Annotated in this window: 15 protein-coding genes; 5 read left to right on the forward strand and 10 right to left on the reverse strand. The window is 60.9% G+C overall.

Annotated features, from left to right (window positions below):
• Positions 1-27 precede the first annotated feature (27 nt).
• Entirely contained in the window at positions 28-1,395 is a 1,368-nt protein-coding gene (locus tag FHU29_RS06745; protein ID WP_064442044.1) for a WS/DGAT/MGAT family O-acyltransferase, read from the forward strand.
• A 556-nt stretch (positions 1,396-1,951) separates the two neighbouring features.
• Here FHU29_RS06745 and FHU29_RS06750 read toward each other — a convergent pair.
• Positions 1,952-2,995 (reverse strand): NAD-dependent epimerase/dehydratase family protein, encoded by a 1,044-nt coding sequence (locus tag FHU29_RS06750; RefSeq protein ID WP_064442042.1) that lies wholly within the window; start codon positions 2,993-2,995, stop codon positions 1,952-1,954.
• A gap of 81 nt (positions 2,996-3,076) precedes the next feature.
• Positions 3,077-3,418: a cold shock domain-containing protein gene (locus tag FHU29_RS06755; protein WP_064442041.1), complete on the reverse strand. Its 342-nt coding sequence runs from the start codon at positions 3,416-3,418 to the stop codon at positions 3,077-3,079.
• Between the two features lie 87 nt (positions 3,419-3,505).
• Between FHU29_RS06755 and FHU29_RS06760 the strand changes: the two genes are divergently transcribed.
• Positions 3,506-3,964 (forward strand): SRPBCC family protein, encoded by a 459-nt coding sequence (locus tag FHU29_RS06760; protein ID WP_064442040.1) that lies wholly within the window; start codon positions 3,506-3,508, stop codon positions 3,962-3,964.
• 4 nt (positions 3,965-3,968) lie between these two features.
• Here FHU29_RS06760 and FHU29_RS06765 read toward each other — a convergent pair whose 3' ends face one another.
• Both FHU29_RS06765 and FHU29_RS06770 read right to left on the reverse strand, forming a co-directional pair.
• Positions 3,969-4,916 carry an alpha/beta fold hydrolase gene (locus tag FHU29_RS06765; RefSeq protein ID WP_064442039.1) on the reverse strand — a complete coding sequence of 316 codons (948 nt, stop codon included), beginning with the start codon at positions 4,914-4,916 and terminating at the stop codon, positions 3,969-3,971.
• Entirely contained in the window at positions 4,916-6,715 is a 1,800-nt protein-coding gene (locus FHU29_RS06770) for a Na+/H+ antiporter NhaC family protein (RefSeq protein ID WP_064442038.1), read from the reverse strand. The genes FHU29_RS06765 and FHU29_RS06770 overlap by 1 nt, the downstream gene beginning before the upstream one ends.
• 292 nt (positions 6,716-7,007) lie before the next feature.
• On the opposite strand from FHU29_RS06770, the gene FHU29_RS06775 reads away from it, so the two are divergent.
• Positions 7,008-7,877: a CPBP family intramembrane glutamic endopeptidase gene (locus FHU29_RS06775; protein WP_083962490.1), complete on the forward strand. Its 870-nt coding sequence runs from the start codon at positions 7,008-7,010 to the stop codon at positions 7,875-7,877.
• A gap of 83 nt (positions 7,878-7,960) precedes the next feature.
• On the opposite strand, the gene FHU29_RS06780 is transcribed toward FHU29_RS06775, so the two are convergent.
• From FHU29_RS06780 to FHU29_RS06805, 6 genes are all read right to left on the reverse strand, one after another.
• Entirely contained in the window at positions 7,961-10,198 is a 2,238-nt protein-coding gene (locus FHU29_RS06780; RefSeq protein WP_064442037.1) for a molybdopterin-dependent oxidoreductase, read from the reverse strand.
• A 100-nt stretch (positions 10,199-10,298) separates the two neighbouring features.
• On the reverse strand, positions 10,299-10,970 hold the full coding sequence (locus tag FHU29_RS06785; protein WP_064442036.1) for a DUF429 domain-containing protein: 672 nt from the start codon (positions 10,968-10,970) through the stop codon (positions 10,299-10,301).
• Between the two features lie 31 nt (positions 10,971-11,001).
• Positions 11,002-11,640, reverse strand: a complete 639-nt coding sequence (locus tag FHU29_RS06790; protein ID WP_064442035.1) for an MliC family protein — start codon at positions 11,638-11,640, stop codon at positions 11,002-11,004.
• A 106-nt stretch (positions 11,641-11,746) separates the two neighbouring features.
• A complete protein-coding gene (gene katG, locus FHU29_RS06795) occupies positions 11,747-13,984 on the reverse strand; it encodes a catalase/peroxidase HPI (RefSeq protein ID WP_198156557.1) in 2,238 nt (745 codons plus the stop codon).
• A gap of 72 nt (positions 13,985-14,056) precedes the next feature.
• Positions 14,057-14,488, reverse strand: coding sequence for a Fur family transcriptional regulator (locus tag FHU29_RS06800; RefSeq protein ID WP_183377485.1), 432 nt, complete (start codon positions 14,486-14,488; stop codon positions 14,057-14,059).
• A gap of 123 nt (positions 14,489-14,611) precedes the next feature.
• Entirely contained in the window at positions 14,612-15,190 is a 579-nt protein-coding gene (locus FHU29_RS06805) for a PadR family transcriptional regulator (RefSeq protein ID WP_064442033.1), read from the reverse strand.
• 89 nt (positions 15,191-15,279) lie between these two features.
• Here FHU29_RS06805 and FHU29_RS06810 point away from each other — a divergent pair, with 89 nt between their 5' ends.
• Positions 15,280-15,663: a nuclear transport factor 2 family protein gene (locus tag FHU29_RS06810; protein ID WP_064442032.1), complete on the forward strand. Its 384-nt coding sequence runs from the start codon at positions 15,280-15,282 to the stop codon at positions 15,661-15,663.
• 1 nt (position 15,664) lies between these two features.
• Entirely contained in the window at positions 15,665-16,873 is a 1,209-nt protein-coding gene (locus FHU29_RS06815) for an acyl-CoA dehydrogenase family protein (protein WP_064442031.1), read from the forward strand.

Here is a 16,873-nt window from a genome sequence, read left to right on the forward strand (position 1 = left end):
TCGCGACACTCCAGCGAAAGCCTCACCATGCGGTTCATCAATCCTGTTGACTATTTCTTTCTTGCACTCGAAGGGCGAGAGCGTCCGCTGCACGTGGGCGGGCTGCAGCTCTTCACACCGCCCGAAGGCGCTGGCCCCGACTTCACCCGGGAGCTGTACACAAAACTGCTCAATGCTGACGCCGTATCGACGCGATTTCGCCAGACGATCGGCTCAGTGTCGGCAACACCAAAGGCATTGAGCTGGCGAGATGAGGGGAACATCGACCTCGATTACCACGTGCGGCTGTCCGCCCTGCCGCGTCCGGGACGGATCAGGGATTTACTGGAGGTGACGTCACTCTGGCACAGTGCGCTCCTCGACCGGCACCGTCCGCTGTGGGAAATCCATCTGGTTGAGGGCCTCCATGATGGACGGTTTGCGGTCTACACGAAGATGCACCATGCGCTGGCGGACGGTGTCACCGCCCTGAAGTTGATGCAGTCCTCGCTCAGCGAGGACGCCGGCGCCGCATCCGTGCCACCGCTGTTCGCCCCGCACAAGCGGCAATCTATCAAGGCTGGCGGCGGAGGCGCGTTCGGTGCGATCAAGGCGGTTGCCGGTATAGGCCGGGAAGCTACCGGTCTGGCACGCGCAACCGCGGCAATCGGCTGGCACATCGCACGTGAACGCGATATGCCACTGCCGTTGCGTGCACCGCGCACAATGTTCAACGTTCCTATCGGTGGAGCGCGCCGCTTCGCCGCACAATCGTGGCAGCTCGACCGCATCAAAGCGGTAGCCAGGGAGGTGAACTGCACGCTCAACGACGTTGTGCTCAGTATGTGCGGGGGTGCGCTGCGCGAATACCTCCTCGAACAACACGCACTTCCTGACGCACCGTTAATTGCCTTCGTCCCAATATCACTGCACGGCAACGGGAACGGCGGTGCAGGCAATGCTGTCGCGGCAGTCCTCGCTAACCTGGGCACCGATACTGCTGATCCGCTCGTGCGCATCGAGACTGTCACACGCTCGATGCGTCAGGCGAAGAAGATGATGGCAGGCCTGACACCGGTGCAGGCGATGGCCGTGTCAGCCGCGATGCTCTCGCCGTTTGTTACGTCGAGCATGACGCGTAGCTGCGGTACGGTGCCGCCGACGTTCAACGTCGTCGTCTCAAATGTCCCTGGTCCTAAACGCACCATGTACTGGGACGGAGCAAAGCTTGACGGTGTTTATCCCGCCTCCATCATCATGGACGGCGCCGCGTTGAACATCACCCTGACGAGCAACGCCGACACACTGGACTTCGGGATCATTGGCTGCCGCACCGCAATTCCACATCTGCAGCGCCTGCTCGTGCATCTCGAAACTGCCCTCGCTCGCCTCGAAGAGGCAGTGCTCACCCGTTGACGGTTGGGCGCGCCAACACTGGGGAACCGAAGCCGGAGAGGCGCTCTCGCAGGTCGCGACGGCGATCGCCGAGGACGTCGAAACCTTTCAGGAGATCATGAGTCGTCTGGGCATACGGAGAAACCCCGTCAAAGCTCGGCTGGCCGCGGCCTCTGAACATGTGGGCCGACTCAAGCTGAACCGACGGCTAGTGCGCTATTCGCCGCTGAACCGGTTCGATGAGCTTGAATTCCTTACGATGGGGAAACAAGCGAAGAAGCAGCTCTGGGACACGCTCGCGAACCTCGCTGACCTTAAAACGCGGTTGCCCGACGTTGACTTTCAGCACTTTGCCGACAGGGCGGAACACCAGCGAAGCCTGCTCGAGCCGCACGTATCAAGGCCGGTATCGCGGCGTTCGGAGGCGCCAACCGTGAAGAGTGAGCGCTCAACGACGGCGCCGTCAACACCAGCGTCTGCGGGTTGTTCTCTGCGGCGGCCCTCGCGCGCGCGGCCTGATCAGAAGCTCTATGGCCCTACCCGGCGACACGCAGGTCAAACACCGAGACGTTCATCCTTAGCGCGTCGTACGTGACCATGGGGCGAATGTCCTTGGCCGTAGCGGCGCACTTGGTGTCCCCGACCCTTTTCGCAACGCCGAAAAGAATTGTGGCAAGAGGTCATCAGCACTGACAGCCGGGCGCCAATCCAGTTCCGTGTGCGCGCGGCTGCAATCAAGGAGCGGGAGTTGCATCGCCATGTCGATCCACCCGGGACTCGTGGGCTGCAGCCGGGATTTCCACGTCAAACCCGCTGCGCCCCGAAGGGCCGCAACCGGCGCGGGAGGACCTGTCCCGCCGAAGATTTCGGCCCAGGATTCCCGGTTGATGACAGGACCCGCGGCGAGATTGAACGCACCCCCAGCACGGCGGTTTATCATTCGTGTGACGGCGTGCGCGACGTCGTCGGCATGAATGAACTGCACGTGGAGGTCCTTGGGCAGCGGCGCGAAGCGGAAAAGCACATCTCGCAGCAAGCGTGTTGGCACAAGTGGGCCGAGGAAGTAGCGCGATATCTCGGCAGCTGCATCGTTCTGCAGGATGAGCGTGGGCCGAACGCGTGAGATCGTCGTGTCTCCGGACGCAGTTCGTTCCAGGAGGTGCTCACAGAATGCCTTGTCCGCACTGTAGTAGGAGCCAGGAATCCCGTCGTGCGGCCATGCCTCAGTCGCAAACGCGCCCGGCGCGGCAGGTGAGTAGGTGCCGATAGAGGACATGTACACCAAGTGCGGCACACCCTCGTCGATCGCGGCCCTCACTACCCGGCGCGTTCCCTCCCGGTTGACGGCCTTAATTTTCCCCTGGTCGTGGGATGGCTGAATCAGCCAGGCGAGGTGGACAACCGCGTCAGCGTTACGGAAGGCCTTGCGCAAGGTCTCGTCGGATGCGTCCGTTCCGATATCCATGGTGATCCACTGTGCGGCGTTGTAGGGGGCGGCTTGCGGCGGCGGACGCCGTCGCGCGATGCCAGTAATTCGGTGGGGCCCGCCCGTGTCCCCTGACAGCACGCGCAGCAGCGCGGTGCCGACGTTTCCAGAAGCTCCAGTGATCACGATGTCCACGGCGCGTGTCCTCTCCGTTCGCCAAGCCCGCCCGCCATCTAAGGGTTTCCACGGGTGGATGCCCACGAAGGCGCCGATTAATCACGTCGACGTGTCGTCGTCTGTCACCACCGTCCCGTCGTCGTAGGTGATTGTTAGTGACGTGCGGTATGCGCCTGGAGGGTGCGCCTTCTTGGGTCGGCGAAACGGTTCATCGCCGACGTACCACGCGTCAGTGGCTACGTAGTGATAGCCGTCCTGGATACCGGTTCCTGGCAGTCGCTCCCATTCGAAGTAGACGCTTCTGCCTGCGTCCAGACCACGATGTTGCACGGTCGACGGGGTAGAAATGTGAATCCAGCATCCTCCGGGGGTATCCGCGGAGTCGATGACACCCCAGCCAGCTTCCACATTCCAAGTGCGAACGATTCCAACCGACGGCATACGCTCATTTCACCACCAATTGAGTCTTGCTGGCACCTGTGTGTCTGCCAGCCTGAAGGACCCGCTGTGTCGTGATTCAATGTGCTCATGATGGACACGACAGGCGGTTCTCGAATTGTGAGCGCGCACCGTCAGATTGCGGCTTCACCCGATCAGATCTTCGCGCTCATAGCTGATCCGTCACAGCAGCCCCGATGGGACGGCAACGACAATCTTGCCGAGGCGCAGCCCGGCCAGCGCGTGCGATGCTCAGGTCAGGTGTTCTCAATGACCCTGACCAACGGCAACGTACGGGAGAACCACGTCGTTGAGTTTATCGAAGGGAGGCGCATCGCGTGGCTGCCGTCAGAAGTTGGTCACGCGCCACCCGGACATCTGTGGCGGTGGGAGCTTGAGCCAGTCGGTGACACCGCTACCACCGTCACGCACACCTATGACTGGTCCCGGCTTACCGACGAGAAGCGCCTAATACGTGCGCGCGGCACGACACCTGAAATGCTGCAGGCATCAATAGCGAGGCTCGCCGCGATCGCTGAAGCACAGTAGGGCGTCAGTTTGTGTCCGCGCTGTAGATATCGCGCAGGAAGGTGACGAGCGCGTCGTTAACCTCATTCGGCCGTTCCTGCTGGATCCAGTGCCCCGCGTCTTCGAGAATGATGGAAGCCCGCAGATCGGTGAGGATGGCGGGGAGTCTGTCGGTCCGTGTGAACTGAATGACCGGGTCACGCGCGCCGGCGATGAAAAGCGACGGCTGGTCGATTGCTTTGCCGTCCAGATGCGCGCTGAGTTCCCAGTCCCGGTCCAAGTTACGGTAGTAGTTCAGCCCGCCCGTGAATCCGGTCTTGCTGAAAGTGTCGATGTAGTAGTTGAGTTCAGCGTCGCTCAGCCAGGGGGGAGTCGGCATGTCCGCGCCGGACTGACTCACCATCCGTCGCGCACTGATCACGTCGTCCTGGAGGAGTGTCCGCCGGACATCTGCAGCAAGGACCGCGTCTGCCACGCCTGGCTCCTGAAACCAGCACATATAGAAATCGTCGGTCAGCCGGGACCGCAGGATCCGCAAAGGCGGCGCCGGCGGACGCGGAGTCGCCGGTACGCTCAGGCCCGCAACAGCACGTACCCGCTCTGGGTATTCCAGTGCAAGGCGCCAGACGACAGATGCGCCCCAGTCGTGCCCCACGAAGATCGCATCGTCCGCGTCAACATCGTCGAGTAGGCCGATGAGATCGCCGCAGACGGCCATTATTCCGTAGTCCTCGATTCTGTCTGGACGAAAACTGCCGCCATAGCCACGCATGTCCGGCGTGAGCGTGCGGAATCCCGCTTCAGCGAGCGCGAAGACCTGGTGCCGCCATGCGAATCCCAGCTCGGGGAACCCGTGGCAAAAGACAACAAGCGGCCCCTCACCGTGCTCAGTCACTTGGAGTTCGACACCGTTTACAGCGACCTGACGACTGCCTAGGTTCTGCCAGTCCTCAAAGAGATTCTGCCTATTCACTATCCACTCACCTCGCGTGCTTCCGGGTCTGGTCGTGGGCTGAAGCCTGGAGCGTCCACGGCATCGGACTTGCGTCCGGCGACCATGAGACCACCAACTACGACGAGGGCGCAGAGGGCCATCGCAGCCCACCATGGCAGGCCCAAGCCAACTGGCACAAGCCCGAAAACAATCACGACAGCGCCGACGAAGAGAGCGTAGGGGAGTTGGGTTCGGACGTGGTCAATGACGTCGCATTGCGATGCCAGCGACGAAATGACGGTGGTATCTGAGATGGGTGAGCAGTGATCTCCAAGTACTGCGCCAGCCAGGATTGTCGAAACCGACGCGAACAGAATTGGATGTCCCGCCGCGTCCGCCAGACCACGCGCATCGAGTACCGCCCACGCGACAGGAACAGCGAGCGGGGTCAGAATGCCCATCGTCCCCCAACTGGTGCCAGTCGAAAACGCGACTGCGCCCGCCACGACAAAAAGCACTGCGGGCAGAAGGAACAAAGGCAGGGCAGTCCCGAGAGCGCCAGCGAGGAACTCGGCGGTTCCGAGGATCCCGGTCAGCGCCGCCAGAGCCCAGGCGAGGACGAGGATGATCACGACGTACAGCACCGATTTAACGCCGGCAAACCATGCCGCAACCACATCGGCGATCGTCAAGATCCCCTGGCTCATGCTCAATGCTGCAGCGACGAGGATCGCGAGCAGCGCACCCCATAGCAGCGAACTGAATGGGTCACCGTCCCCGACGATCTCAATGATCGAGGCACCCTCGCCAGTAGCGAAGAGGCCCGCCACGGTGGTGCCAACTAGCACCAGAATCGGCAACAGTGCATTCACGAGTCGACGCGGTGCCTCCTCGTGCGGGGTCAACTCGTCTTCGACGCCGCCGAGTCCGATATCCGCGCCCTCGCGTGACACTGCACCAGTGGTTCGTGCCCGCCGCTCAGCCTGGAGCATCGGGCCAAAATCGCGGCCGCTCAACGCGATCGCGAACACCAGAGCGAGGGCCAGGATGGGGTAAAAAGCATATTTCAGCGATTCAACGAACACCGCAAAGCCGTTCGCGGTCAGGTCCGTCCCAGCGATAGCATCGTCGATCAAGACGACCTGAAATCCGATCCAGGTTGACAGCAGAGCCAGTGTCGCGATCGGCGCGGCCGTAGAGTCGACAATGTAGGCGAGCTTCTCCCGGGACACACGCAGTCGATCCATGACCGGACGCATCGTGTTGCCGACAACCAAGGTATTCGCGTAGTCATCGAAAAAAATTGCGACGCCCAAACCGCCCGTAGCCACCTGACCGCGCCGGGGCGTCGATGCACACCGCGTCACGATGCGCACGATTCCGTCCGTGCCACCATTCTTTCTCAGAATGCCGACGAGGCCCCCGATCATGAGCGTGAAGGCAATGATCATGACGTGGTCGGGCTCAGCGATCGCATCCACGACGTAGACGCCAGCGGAATCCAGGAGTGACGTCACTAAACCCCACGCCGAAAGTCCTTCCGCTAGCCACGCGCCGAGCCAGACTCCCGCAAAGAGTGCAGGGAGGATCTGCCTTGTGAGTAGAGCGAGGCTGATGGCGACGACCGGCGGAAGCAACGACCACCACCTGCCGGTGGCCGCAGTAGACGAACCGTCAACCGCGCTCCCCATATCCATTGTCTGGTATAGGAGCACTCCCAGGATCGCTACGACAATTGCAGTCGCCAGTACCAGCGTGCGGCGCCGGGTTCGTGACGAACCGGACTTCTGCGTGCCGAACGGAGGCGTGCTGCTCGCGGGATACTTGGTCTCGGACATGCAGTGTTCCTTTGGGTTCGCCTGCTGCGCGGCTGCGCCCAGCCCGCACGGGACGTCCATACTTCGAGGCAGCGGAAGCTGCCCGCAGGATCAGCATGACAGTACGGGCGAAGCCCTGGGAACGATTTGGAACCTGCCCGGTTCAATATTGCAGCCGTCAGGAAACGCATCTACGCGGTTACGCGTTGTCGCTTGACGAAATCGGCGTGTATACATTCAGCAGCACGGCAGCAGGTTAGATCATGACTTCTGGCACGTTACGTGAGCGAACCCGCGACCTACACTTCCTCACATGCTCAGTGCGAAACGTCCAATACTGGCTGTGCGGATCTCTATCGTGCTAACTGGTGCTCTCCTAATCTGGCTTGGAGTCATTTCCGTAACCCAGAGACTTTTCGGCGAAGAGATGTCCTTCCATGCCCACGCCACCAACGCTGTGGGCGTATTCGTCTTGGCCGTTCCTCTTGTCGTCGCTGCGCGACGCTATCTGGACCGGCGGACCTGGTCTGGGCTCGGAGTCACCAGCTTGAGGCAAGGCTGGCTATCTTTTTGGGGAGGGGTGGTGACGTGGCTGCTTCCTGCATCCATCGGTCTCGCGGTATGTGTGGCCTCCGGGTGGGTAGAAATCAGCTTGCACTCACCGGCCATGCAACTCCTCGGGGCGGTACTTTTGCTCACTGTTCTTGTCCTCGTCTACGAGGCGTTTCCTGAAGAAGCGATTTTTCGCGGCTACGTATACCGCAATCTGAGCGCGGTAACAGCTCCGTGGATCGCTATCATCGGTCAGGCGATTCTGTTCGCGATCTGGGGAACGACGCTGTGGGTCGTTCTCAACGGTTGGGGCGTGCTGGCGGAACGCTTGATTCTCTTCTTCGCCATGGCAGTTGTCATTGGATGTATCCGTGCCATCTCCGAAAATATTTGGGCTTGCGTTGGTTTCCACGTCGCGTTCCAGGTTTTCATGCAGCTGATGCTTGGTGACTTCTACGTGCAGCTGGAGATCTCCAATCAGCAGGCTCTAATTCTCGCTACCGCTGGTGTTGCTTTCACCTTCGCGACCACAGTTGCGGGCTTTATCTGGCGGGGCCCAACGAATTGGAAGCACGCAGAACCTGACCCGCCACAGCTCGAGAATGCCGCCGGGATGCAATCGGAAAGGTGATCTTCGGTACTGACCCGGTGCGCTTCAGCGGTTGTGTCCGATCAGCAGAACCTCTTCCCGGGGCTCGGTGCTTACCTTCTGGGTCATACGATTGCCTCGATCCGCGCGGGCACATGCTTATGCCACGGTGTTCCGGCGATTGGGTCACGCCACTTCAGATCCGTGAGTTCGTTGGGAGCGACTCCGACGCGCTCAGTTGCACCGTTCGGTGTGGGCAGGTCAAGGCCCAAACCATTGGGAAGTGACGCGTGGCCTGGTTGCATCCGGTCATTCAATTCGACTGTTGCGGTTGCAGTTCCGCGCGAAGTGACGATCCGGGCGTCCGCGCCGTCAGCTAATCCGATGGTGGCAGCGTCGCCGGGATGCAGGCGAAGTGCTCCCTTTGTATCTCTGCGGCGCCATGACGCATCCCGGAATATCGTGTTTGCGGTGAACGCGCGACGTTCACCAACTGAAAGGACGATCGGGAATTCATCCGTAGTGTGCCGCGCGGGTGTGCTGCGCAAATCTTCCAGCAGGTCCACGAGCTCCGGGATAACCAGCGGGAATCGTTTGTCTTTGTGTGGGATGTAGTTCCACGCGTCCTCATGGTCGTCGAGGGTGAAGGTGACCCCTGATCGGCTGGCGAGAATGGCGTCGAAGAGCGCGTTGGCGTTGCGATGACCTGCACGTCGCATGGAATCGCCGTGCATCTTTTCGATGCGGAGCGCCAGCGCCCACAGCACGGCCGCTGAACGTGCATTTTCGGGAAGCGTCGGTCCGAGCGTCTGGTACAGCAGGTAGGGCGCTATCCCCATCACCTTCTTGTCAGCGGCTATGAGGCCCGCGAACGCGACTTTGTAGGCCGTCCGGCCAAGACGTGCGGCTGCACGCAGAATGGTGACGTAAGTGGACGGCACCCCGCCGATCTCGCGGATCAGCCGAGAGTAGATTTCTGGCTCGGCGAGCGTGCCCGGCAGTGGATCGAGAAGCGGCGCGCGAAGGTGAAAGGTGTTGCGGGGGAACTCAAGGGTGAAGAAGGTCGCTTCCCACTTCTCGAACTGGCTAGCCGCGGGCAGAACGTAGTCGGCGTTGCGCCCAGTTTCGGTGAGCGCGATGTCGATGACGACAGACAGTTCGAGTGCACGCATGGCTTCTCGGAACCGCTGCGAATCGGCAAGGGAGTGGGCGGGGTTCGAGGATTCGATGATCATCGCGCGGAAGCGATCAGGGTGTTCAGTGAGGATCTCCTCGGCGATAACGTTGCAGGGCACCATCCCCCCGAGGATGCGGGCACCCGTCACTGGCGTTGCATACTCGGTCAGGCTGTAGCTGGCTAGCGGTGCCATCCACGAGTGTGGCTGCATGGCACCAGGTTTCCCGAAGTTTCCGGTGAGCAGCCAGATCAGCTTGTTCAGGTACGAGATGAGCGTGCTGTTGGGGCCTTGTTGCACGCCAAGGTCTTCATAGGTCGATACACTCGCCGCGGTTGCGATCCGCCGCGCTACCGCTCGGACGGTGTCCTCGTCGATACCGGAGATCTGGGCGTATTCGTGTATATCGACATCACGGAGAACGTTGAGGATGGTATCTGCCCCGACGGTGTGGTCAGCGATGAACCTCTGATCGACGAGGTTTTCCTGGACCAGTACTCCCAGTATCGCGGTGAGGCACCACGCGTCAGTTCCTGGGCGAACCTGCAAATGATAATCGGCCATGTCTGCAGTTTCTGTCCGCACAGGATCGAGCACGATCATCGTGCGAAGCGGGTCCTTCGCGATCTGCTGGAGGACGGTCCGCGCGCGGGGCACTCCGTGCGATTGCCAGGGATTCTTGCCGATGAACAGTGAGACTTCAGCGTGCTCGAACTCGCCTGTGGTGTGCCCGCCCGTGAAGTGCGCGTCGACAAATCCTTCGCCAGTTTTTTCCTGGGCGAGTGCGGTCGACCGATATCGCGCCCCGAGCAGACGCATGAGTGCGCCGCTATATGCGCCGCCGAGATGGTTGCCCTGGCCGCCGCCGCCATAATAGAAAATCGATTTCCCGCCGTGTTCCTCCCGGATAGCGGATAGTTTTTCCGCGATCTCACGGATCGCGCCCTCCCATGTGATTTCGGTGAACGTACCGTCTGCTTCACGGCGCAGGGGCGCAGTCAGGCGCGCACCGCCATTTTGGTAGTGGTCGAGTCGCAGCGCTTTGTTGCAGGTGTAACCTTCCGACGCGACATGATCTTTGTCGCCGCGAATCTTCGCGAACTTCCGGCCGTCGAGAGCGACGGTGATGCCGCAGTTGTTCTCACACAGGATGCACGCGGTCTTGTGCCACTTCTCGCTGGCTGTCATGACTTCTCCGTACTGACGACACCGGAAGGATTTACTATGACAGAATACATATTGGCGGACGTGTGACCACTCCTTAGCAACGAACCCGCGTTGTGGGCTATCAAAACCAGATCGCCATCGGCCGACCGTCGCTGCTCAGTTCCGGTTGCTCAGGCAACGCCGTGGCAGCTCCCACGGCGATCCGATGAGCTGACCATGCGGCAGCCGCAGCGTCCAGCACGTCGTCAACGGGAACAGTGCCCGCAGCACCCAGGTCATCAGGTACGGCGATTCCACAGGCCGCGAGGAGTGCCCGCCGCGCCATGACGCCATTCCACGTCTTCTTGGAGTAGGGCAGCGGTGAACCGTTCATCCCCGCGAAGCTCAGCTCGGGGTGGACCTCGCGCAACGGCTGTTCTATCGTGCCGGAGAGGGCATTTGCCTCGAGCACTTTAATGCGCAGCGCGTAAGCCTGTTTGGTGAGTCCCTGACCGGTCAGTTGCCGCGTCCGCTTGTTCGCGGCAATCCAGTTATCCTCCTCCCAGACGGAAATGGGCGGTGCTAGGAAGATACTGTTGCGGCGCACACCCAGAGCCCGGCGAGCTGCCAAATCAGCTGCTCGCCAGCCCTTTTCAGGAAAACCCAGCGGAATATCAACGCCGATCACGGCACACCCCGGGTCACACAGCGCGGCGAGTGTCGGCGCTGATTCCACGCGGACTAGAGCGCCGTCATCCAGTTCAACGCCAATCCAGCCTCTCGCATACCCGTCGATACCCCGGACCCTCGTCACCGAAAAATACTGTCATGTTGAGGTCTCACTTCTACGCGACTTCGCACACCACACTGTCCCCGTAGTAGTCAAAAGTCGCCTCACCTTGGTGCTCCCAGAACGAGACACCGTCCCTGCCGTACCGGGCGCCACTACCGGACATCTCGATAAATAAAATCACCTCATTGCCCTCCCACGTGAAGACGCCAGCTTGAGGATCACCGTCGTTGTAATACCGGGCAGTGAGTTCCTCGCCGTCCGGACAGTTGTATCGGGCCTCCGTAGGGGCTGCCGTCGCCGGATCAGCAATATGCAGTTCGACCAGTCTGGTCAAGTAAGCCTGCTGCACGCATCCTTTGGGGTCCGCTTCCTGCGTGCATTCCTCACGCTGACTGTGCCAATCGATTTGCGAGGCTTCGAGGGCTTCCTTGTCCGCTCCGGGAGTGTTGAGCACCTGCTCATACTCCGAGTTGAGGCGTGAATCGAGATCTGCCATGTCCGTGTCAGTGCACACGAGCGACTCGATTTCCGAACTCGGGGCAGAGCAGTCGAACGTGGGTGCTGCTGCCGCGGATGTTTCCGCCGCGGCGGGAGGGGACGTGGGAGCGGTGTCATCGGGATCAGAAGCCGGTGGCGTTGTAGCACATCCAGTAGCCAAAAGGCCGACCATGAGGACTATGAGACGCTTCATCAGCGGATTTTACCGCCGCCACGTCCCAGAGTGGCCGATATGCACTAAAGACGAAGACGCCCCGAAAGCTCAGTGAGCTTGCGGGGCGTCTGACGAAACGCGGTGATCAGTTCAGGTCGAACCGATCGAGGTTCATCACCTTGTCCCATGCGTTGACGAAGTCGTTGACGAACTTCTCCTTGGCATCGTCGCAAGCGTAGACCTCTGCGAGGGCACGCAGTTCGGAGTTCGAGCCGAAGACGAGGTCAACTGCAGTCGCCGTCCATTTGACGTCACCCGTCGCGCGGTCACGGCCTTCGTACACATTCTCTGTTGACTCGGATGCTTTCCACGTGGTCCCCATGTCGAGCAGGTTGACGAAGAAGTCGTTGTTCAGCGAGTCGGTCTGGTCCGTGAAGACACCGTGCTTCGTCTTCCCGAAGTTCGCTCCCAGAGAGCGCATTCCGCCTACCAGCGCGGTCATCTCCGGCGGGGTCAGGTTCAGGAAGTACGCGCGGTCAACCAGCAGCTTCTCCGGCTGCAGCTTCTCGCCCTGGCGGAGGTAGTTCCGGAAACCATCAGCGCGCGGTTCGAGAACGTCGAATGAGTCGGTGTCGGTCTGCTCCTGCGACGCGTCCGTGCGGCCAGGTGCGAATGGGACGGTGACTTCAACGCCTGCATTCTTCGCGGCCTGCTCCACGGCGGCGCAGCCACCGAGCACGATCAGGTCAGCGAGTGACACCTTCTTGCCACCGGTTTGCGCCGAGTTGAACTCCTGCTGAATGCCTTCGAGGGTCTGCAGCACCGAAGCGAGTTCAGCTGGCTCGTTCACCTCCCAGTCCTTCTGCGGGGCCAGGCGGATCCGGGCGCCGTTGGCACCACCGCGGTTGTCGGTGCCGCGGAAGCTCGCCGCGGAAGCCCATGCTGTCGAGGTGAGTTGGGAGATCGACAGACCAGAGTCAAGGAGCTTGCCCTTGAGCGACGCGATGTCCTGGTCGTCGATGAGGTCGTGGTCAGCAGCAGGGACGGGGTCTTGCCACAACTGCGGCTCTGCCACCCAGGGGCCGAGGTAGCGGGTCACCGGGCCCATGTCGCGGTGGAGCAGCTTGTACCACGCCTTCGCGAACGCGAGAGCGAACTCGTCAGGGTTCTCCAGGAAGTGCCGCGAGATCTTCTCGTAAGTGGGGTCGAAACGAAGCGACAGATCTGTGGTCAGCATCGTCGGAAGGTGCTTCTTCGACGAATCCTGCGCATCGGGAATGATCGGCTCAGCGTCCTTGGCAACCCACTGGTTCGCTCCGGCCGGGCTCTTCGACAGTTCCCACTCGTAACCGAAGAGGATCTCGAAGAACCGGTTGCTCCACTGGGTGGGCTTGTCGGTCCAGGTTACTTCGAGTCCGCTGGTGATGGAGTCGTTGCCCTTGCCAGTGCCGTACGTGCTCTTCCAGCCCAGGCCCTGCTCCTCGAGGGGTGCGCCTTCAGGCTCAGGGCCGACATGTTCGTCAGCATCCGCGGCGCCGTGGGTCTTACCGAACGTGTGGCCACCAGCGATGAGAGCGACTGTTTCCTCGTCGTTCATCGCCATGCGGGCGAACGTCTCGCGGATGTCACGGGCCGCTGCGAGCGGGTCGGGATTGCCGTTGGGGCCCTCTGGGTTGACGTAGATGAGACCCATCTGTACTGCGCCCAGCGGGTTCGCGAGCTCCCGGTCACCGCTGTAGCGCTCGTCGCCGAGCCACGTCTCTTCGGGGCCCCAGAAGATCTCCTCTGGCTCCCAGACATCCTCGCGTCCGAAGCCGAAGCCGAAGGTCTTGAAGCCCATCGACTCGAGGGCGACGTTCCCTGCGAAGACGAGGAGGTCAGCCCATGAGACGGACTTTCCGTACTTCTTCTTCACAGGCCAGAGCAGGCGCCGGGCTTTGTCGAGGTTCGCGTTATCGGGCCAGCTGTTCAGCGGTGCGAAGCGCTGGTTGCCGTCGCCCCCGCCCCCGCGGCCGTCGAAGATGCGGTAGGTGCCGGCCTGGTGCCAGCTCATCCGGATCATGAGACCGCCGTAGTGACCGAAATCCGCAGGCCACCAGTCCTGAGAGTCCGTGAGAACTTCCGCGACATCGCGCTTTAGTGCCTCGACGTCGACCTTCTTGAACTCCTCGGTGTAATTAAAGCCGCCGCCCATGGGATCGGACTTGGGGGAGTTGTGGCGCAGGACCGAGAGGTCCAGCATATTCGGCCACCAGTCCTTGTTCGTCCGGGGACGGTCAGTTACGGGAGTTGGCGCATCGATCGCCGGGTTCTCGCTCTCGCTGCCGTGGCCCGTGACGCCGTGCGCAACGGGACAACCACCCGAGCGCCTTTCCTCGTTCATATCTCCTACTACGGCGTCGTGATTCTCGGCCATTGGATTCCTTCCGGTGATGGGGGGCTGGTACGGGATTAATCAGGAACTTCGGGCTGTGGAGCAGGCAGGGCAAACGCCCCAGTAAATGACCTCCGCCTCGTGGATTGAGAAACCCTTGGCGTCGGACGCCGCAAGGCAGGGTGCCTCACCAACCGCGCAGTCGACATCAGCAATCGCACCGCACAAAGTGCACACGACGTGATGGTGGTTGTCTCCGACTCTCGTCTCGTAGCGAGCGACCGAGCCGGACGGTTGGATACGACGCAGCAAGCCCGTGTCAGTCAATGCTTTCAGCACGTCGTACACGGTTTGATGCGACACCAGACCGAGAGCCTCCCGCACAAGACTGATGATCGAATCGGTGTCGGAGTGTGGATGGTTGTGGACCGACTCCAGCACCGCTAGCCGCGGTCGTGTGACACGCAGCGCCGCCATGCGGAGCATGCGCTCGAAGTCCGGAGTCGTAAGCACAGCCCTAAGTGTGACCCATTTTCTGGAATCATTCAAGTATTTGATCTCATTGAAATGATTTTTTCCGCACAGGCGCCATGAGTCGTCAGTCGCGAGCCCAGCGGGACTGGAGTGACACTTGCGCTACGACTCGGGACGCGCGCCTTCTGAGGCGTGTCGCGCGCGCAAGACCTCAGCCGCGTGCGAGCACCATCGCAAAGTGTCTTCCTCAAATGCTCTGCCTCGCAGACCCGTGAGGTACGGACCAACGCGAGGACTCTCTTCGAGATAGGTTTGTTCATCTAGGTCACCGCGCAGTTGCCGCAAAAGCTTTTCGAAGAGTGCAATCTTTCCGCGCGCCTGCTCGGCGCGTTCCTCGAGTTGCTCGACCAGATCAATCATTGAGCCGGCCTCGGCCGCACGAACTTTGACCAACAGATCATCCCGGATGAACGAGGGCTTTGAACCAGCTGAAATGAACTCAGCGAGCTTGCCGCGCCCGGCCTCTGACAGTGTGAACACACGCTTGTTGGGCCGCCCTTGCTGGATGACTTCGCGCCCGGTGATGAGGCCTTCCCCTTCGAGTTTCGCGAGTTCTCCGTAGAGCTGCTGCGGCAGCGCGTGCCAGTAGTTCGATACTGCAACGTCGAAGGTCTTCGCGAGCTGGTATCCCGACATCTCCCCATCGAGCAGGGCAGCGAGGACAGCGTGCCGTAACGCCACAGGCGAAATCCTTCCCTAGTCACTTCTTGACATAGTAAACAATAAGACTATGTTCAGTGTGTGTCTCACACCACTCAAGGAGTCAATTGATGCACCCTTTCCGAGCCGCCGTTGAAGCGCGAGACTTCACTACTGTGCCTGACCTCTTCGCTGAAGACGTCGTCTTTCACAGCCCAATCGCGCACAAGCCGTATCAGGGCCGCGACATGGTGGCGCTCATTCTGGGAGCAGTCATCGAGGTCTTCGAGGACTTCGAATACGAGACAGAGATAACCGACGGCGAAAATCACGCCCTGATCTTCCGCGCCCGTGTCGGAGACCTGAAGTTGCAGGGCTGCGACTTTTTGCACACCAACAGTGACGGACTGATAGACACCTTCACCGTGATGCTGCGGCCCCTCAAAGCAACCACCGCTTTCGCCGAGAAGATGGGCGTCATGTTCAAAGCCGCTATGCAAGCGCAGGGGAGCTGACGTGGTTTCCTTCGAACTCAGTGAAGAACAGCAGGATCTGCAGCAGTGGGTGCGGCAGTTTGCTACCGACTACATCCGTCCGGCTGCCGACGAATGGGATGCACGTGAGGAGATGCCCTGGCCGGTGATTCGGGAGGCCGCCAAAGTTGGCCTGTATAGCTTCGAAACGCAAGCGCAAGTGTGGGGCGACCCCACAGGGCTCTCCATGCCGCTGGTTGCCGAAGAGGTGTTCTGGGGTGACGCAGGCATCGCCATGGCGATGTTCGGCACAAACCTCGCCATGGGTGCAATATTCGCGTCAGGGACTCCGGAACAGTTTCTCGAGTGGGGTCCGCAATGCTTCGGCGATATCGCTGACCCGAAAGTCGCCGCCTTCTGTGTATCCGAACCTGATGCCGGTTCCGATGTCTCCTCACTACGGACGCGGGCGCGCTACGACGAAGCGAGAGACGAATGGGTTCTCAACGGGCAGAAAGCATGGATCACCAACGGCGGTGAAGCGGGCATCCATGTGGTCGTCGCCTCTGTAGAACCCGATTTGAAGTCACGCGGGCAGGCGACGTTCATCGTGCCCCCAGGCACACCAGGACTCGTCGCCAACCGCAAGATACTGAAGCTCGGACTTAGAGCGTCCCACACGGCTGACGTCTTCCTCGACGACGTTCGCGTACCCGGCCGCTGCCTGCTAGGCGGCAAGGAAAAACTCGACGAACGCCTCGCAAAGGCGCGCGAAGGCCGAAAGACCGCAACGCAGAACGCGATGCGGACCTTCGAACTCACCCGGCCAGTTGTCGGTGCTCAGGCACTCGGAATTGCCAGGGCGGCATACGAATATGCACTCGACTATGCGAAAGAACGAGTGGCCTTCGGCCGTGCGATTATCGAAAACCAGGCCATTGCTTTCGATCTGGCTAATATGCGCACCGAAATCGATGCTGCCCGGCTGCTTGTCTGGCGTGCCGCATGGATGGGACGCAACAACAAAGCATTCGACGCTGGAGAAGGCTCGATGTCCAAGCTCAAGGCAAGCGAGGTAGCCGTGATGGCTACCGAACGCGCTGTGCAAATACTCGGCGGTGCCGGGTACTCGCGGGACCACCCAGTCGAGCGCATGTATCGCGATGCCAAGATTTACACGATCTTCGAAGGCACGTCGGAGATCCAGCGCTTGGTGATCTCGCGCGCGATCTCCGGCGTATCGATCCGCTGA

It is taken from the genome of Hoyosella altamirensis (assembly GCF_014191505.1).
In the GTDB taxonomy this organism is placed as follows: domain Bacteria; phylum Actinomycetota; class Actinomycetes; order Mycobacteriales; family Mycobacteriaceae; genus Hoyosella; species Hoyosella altamirensis.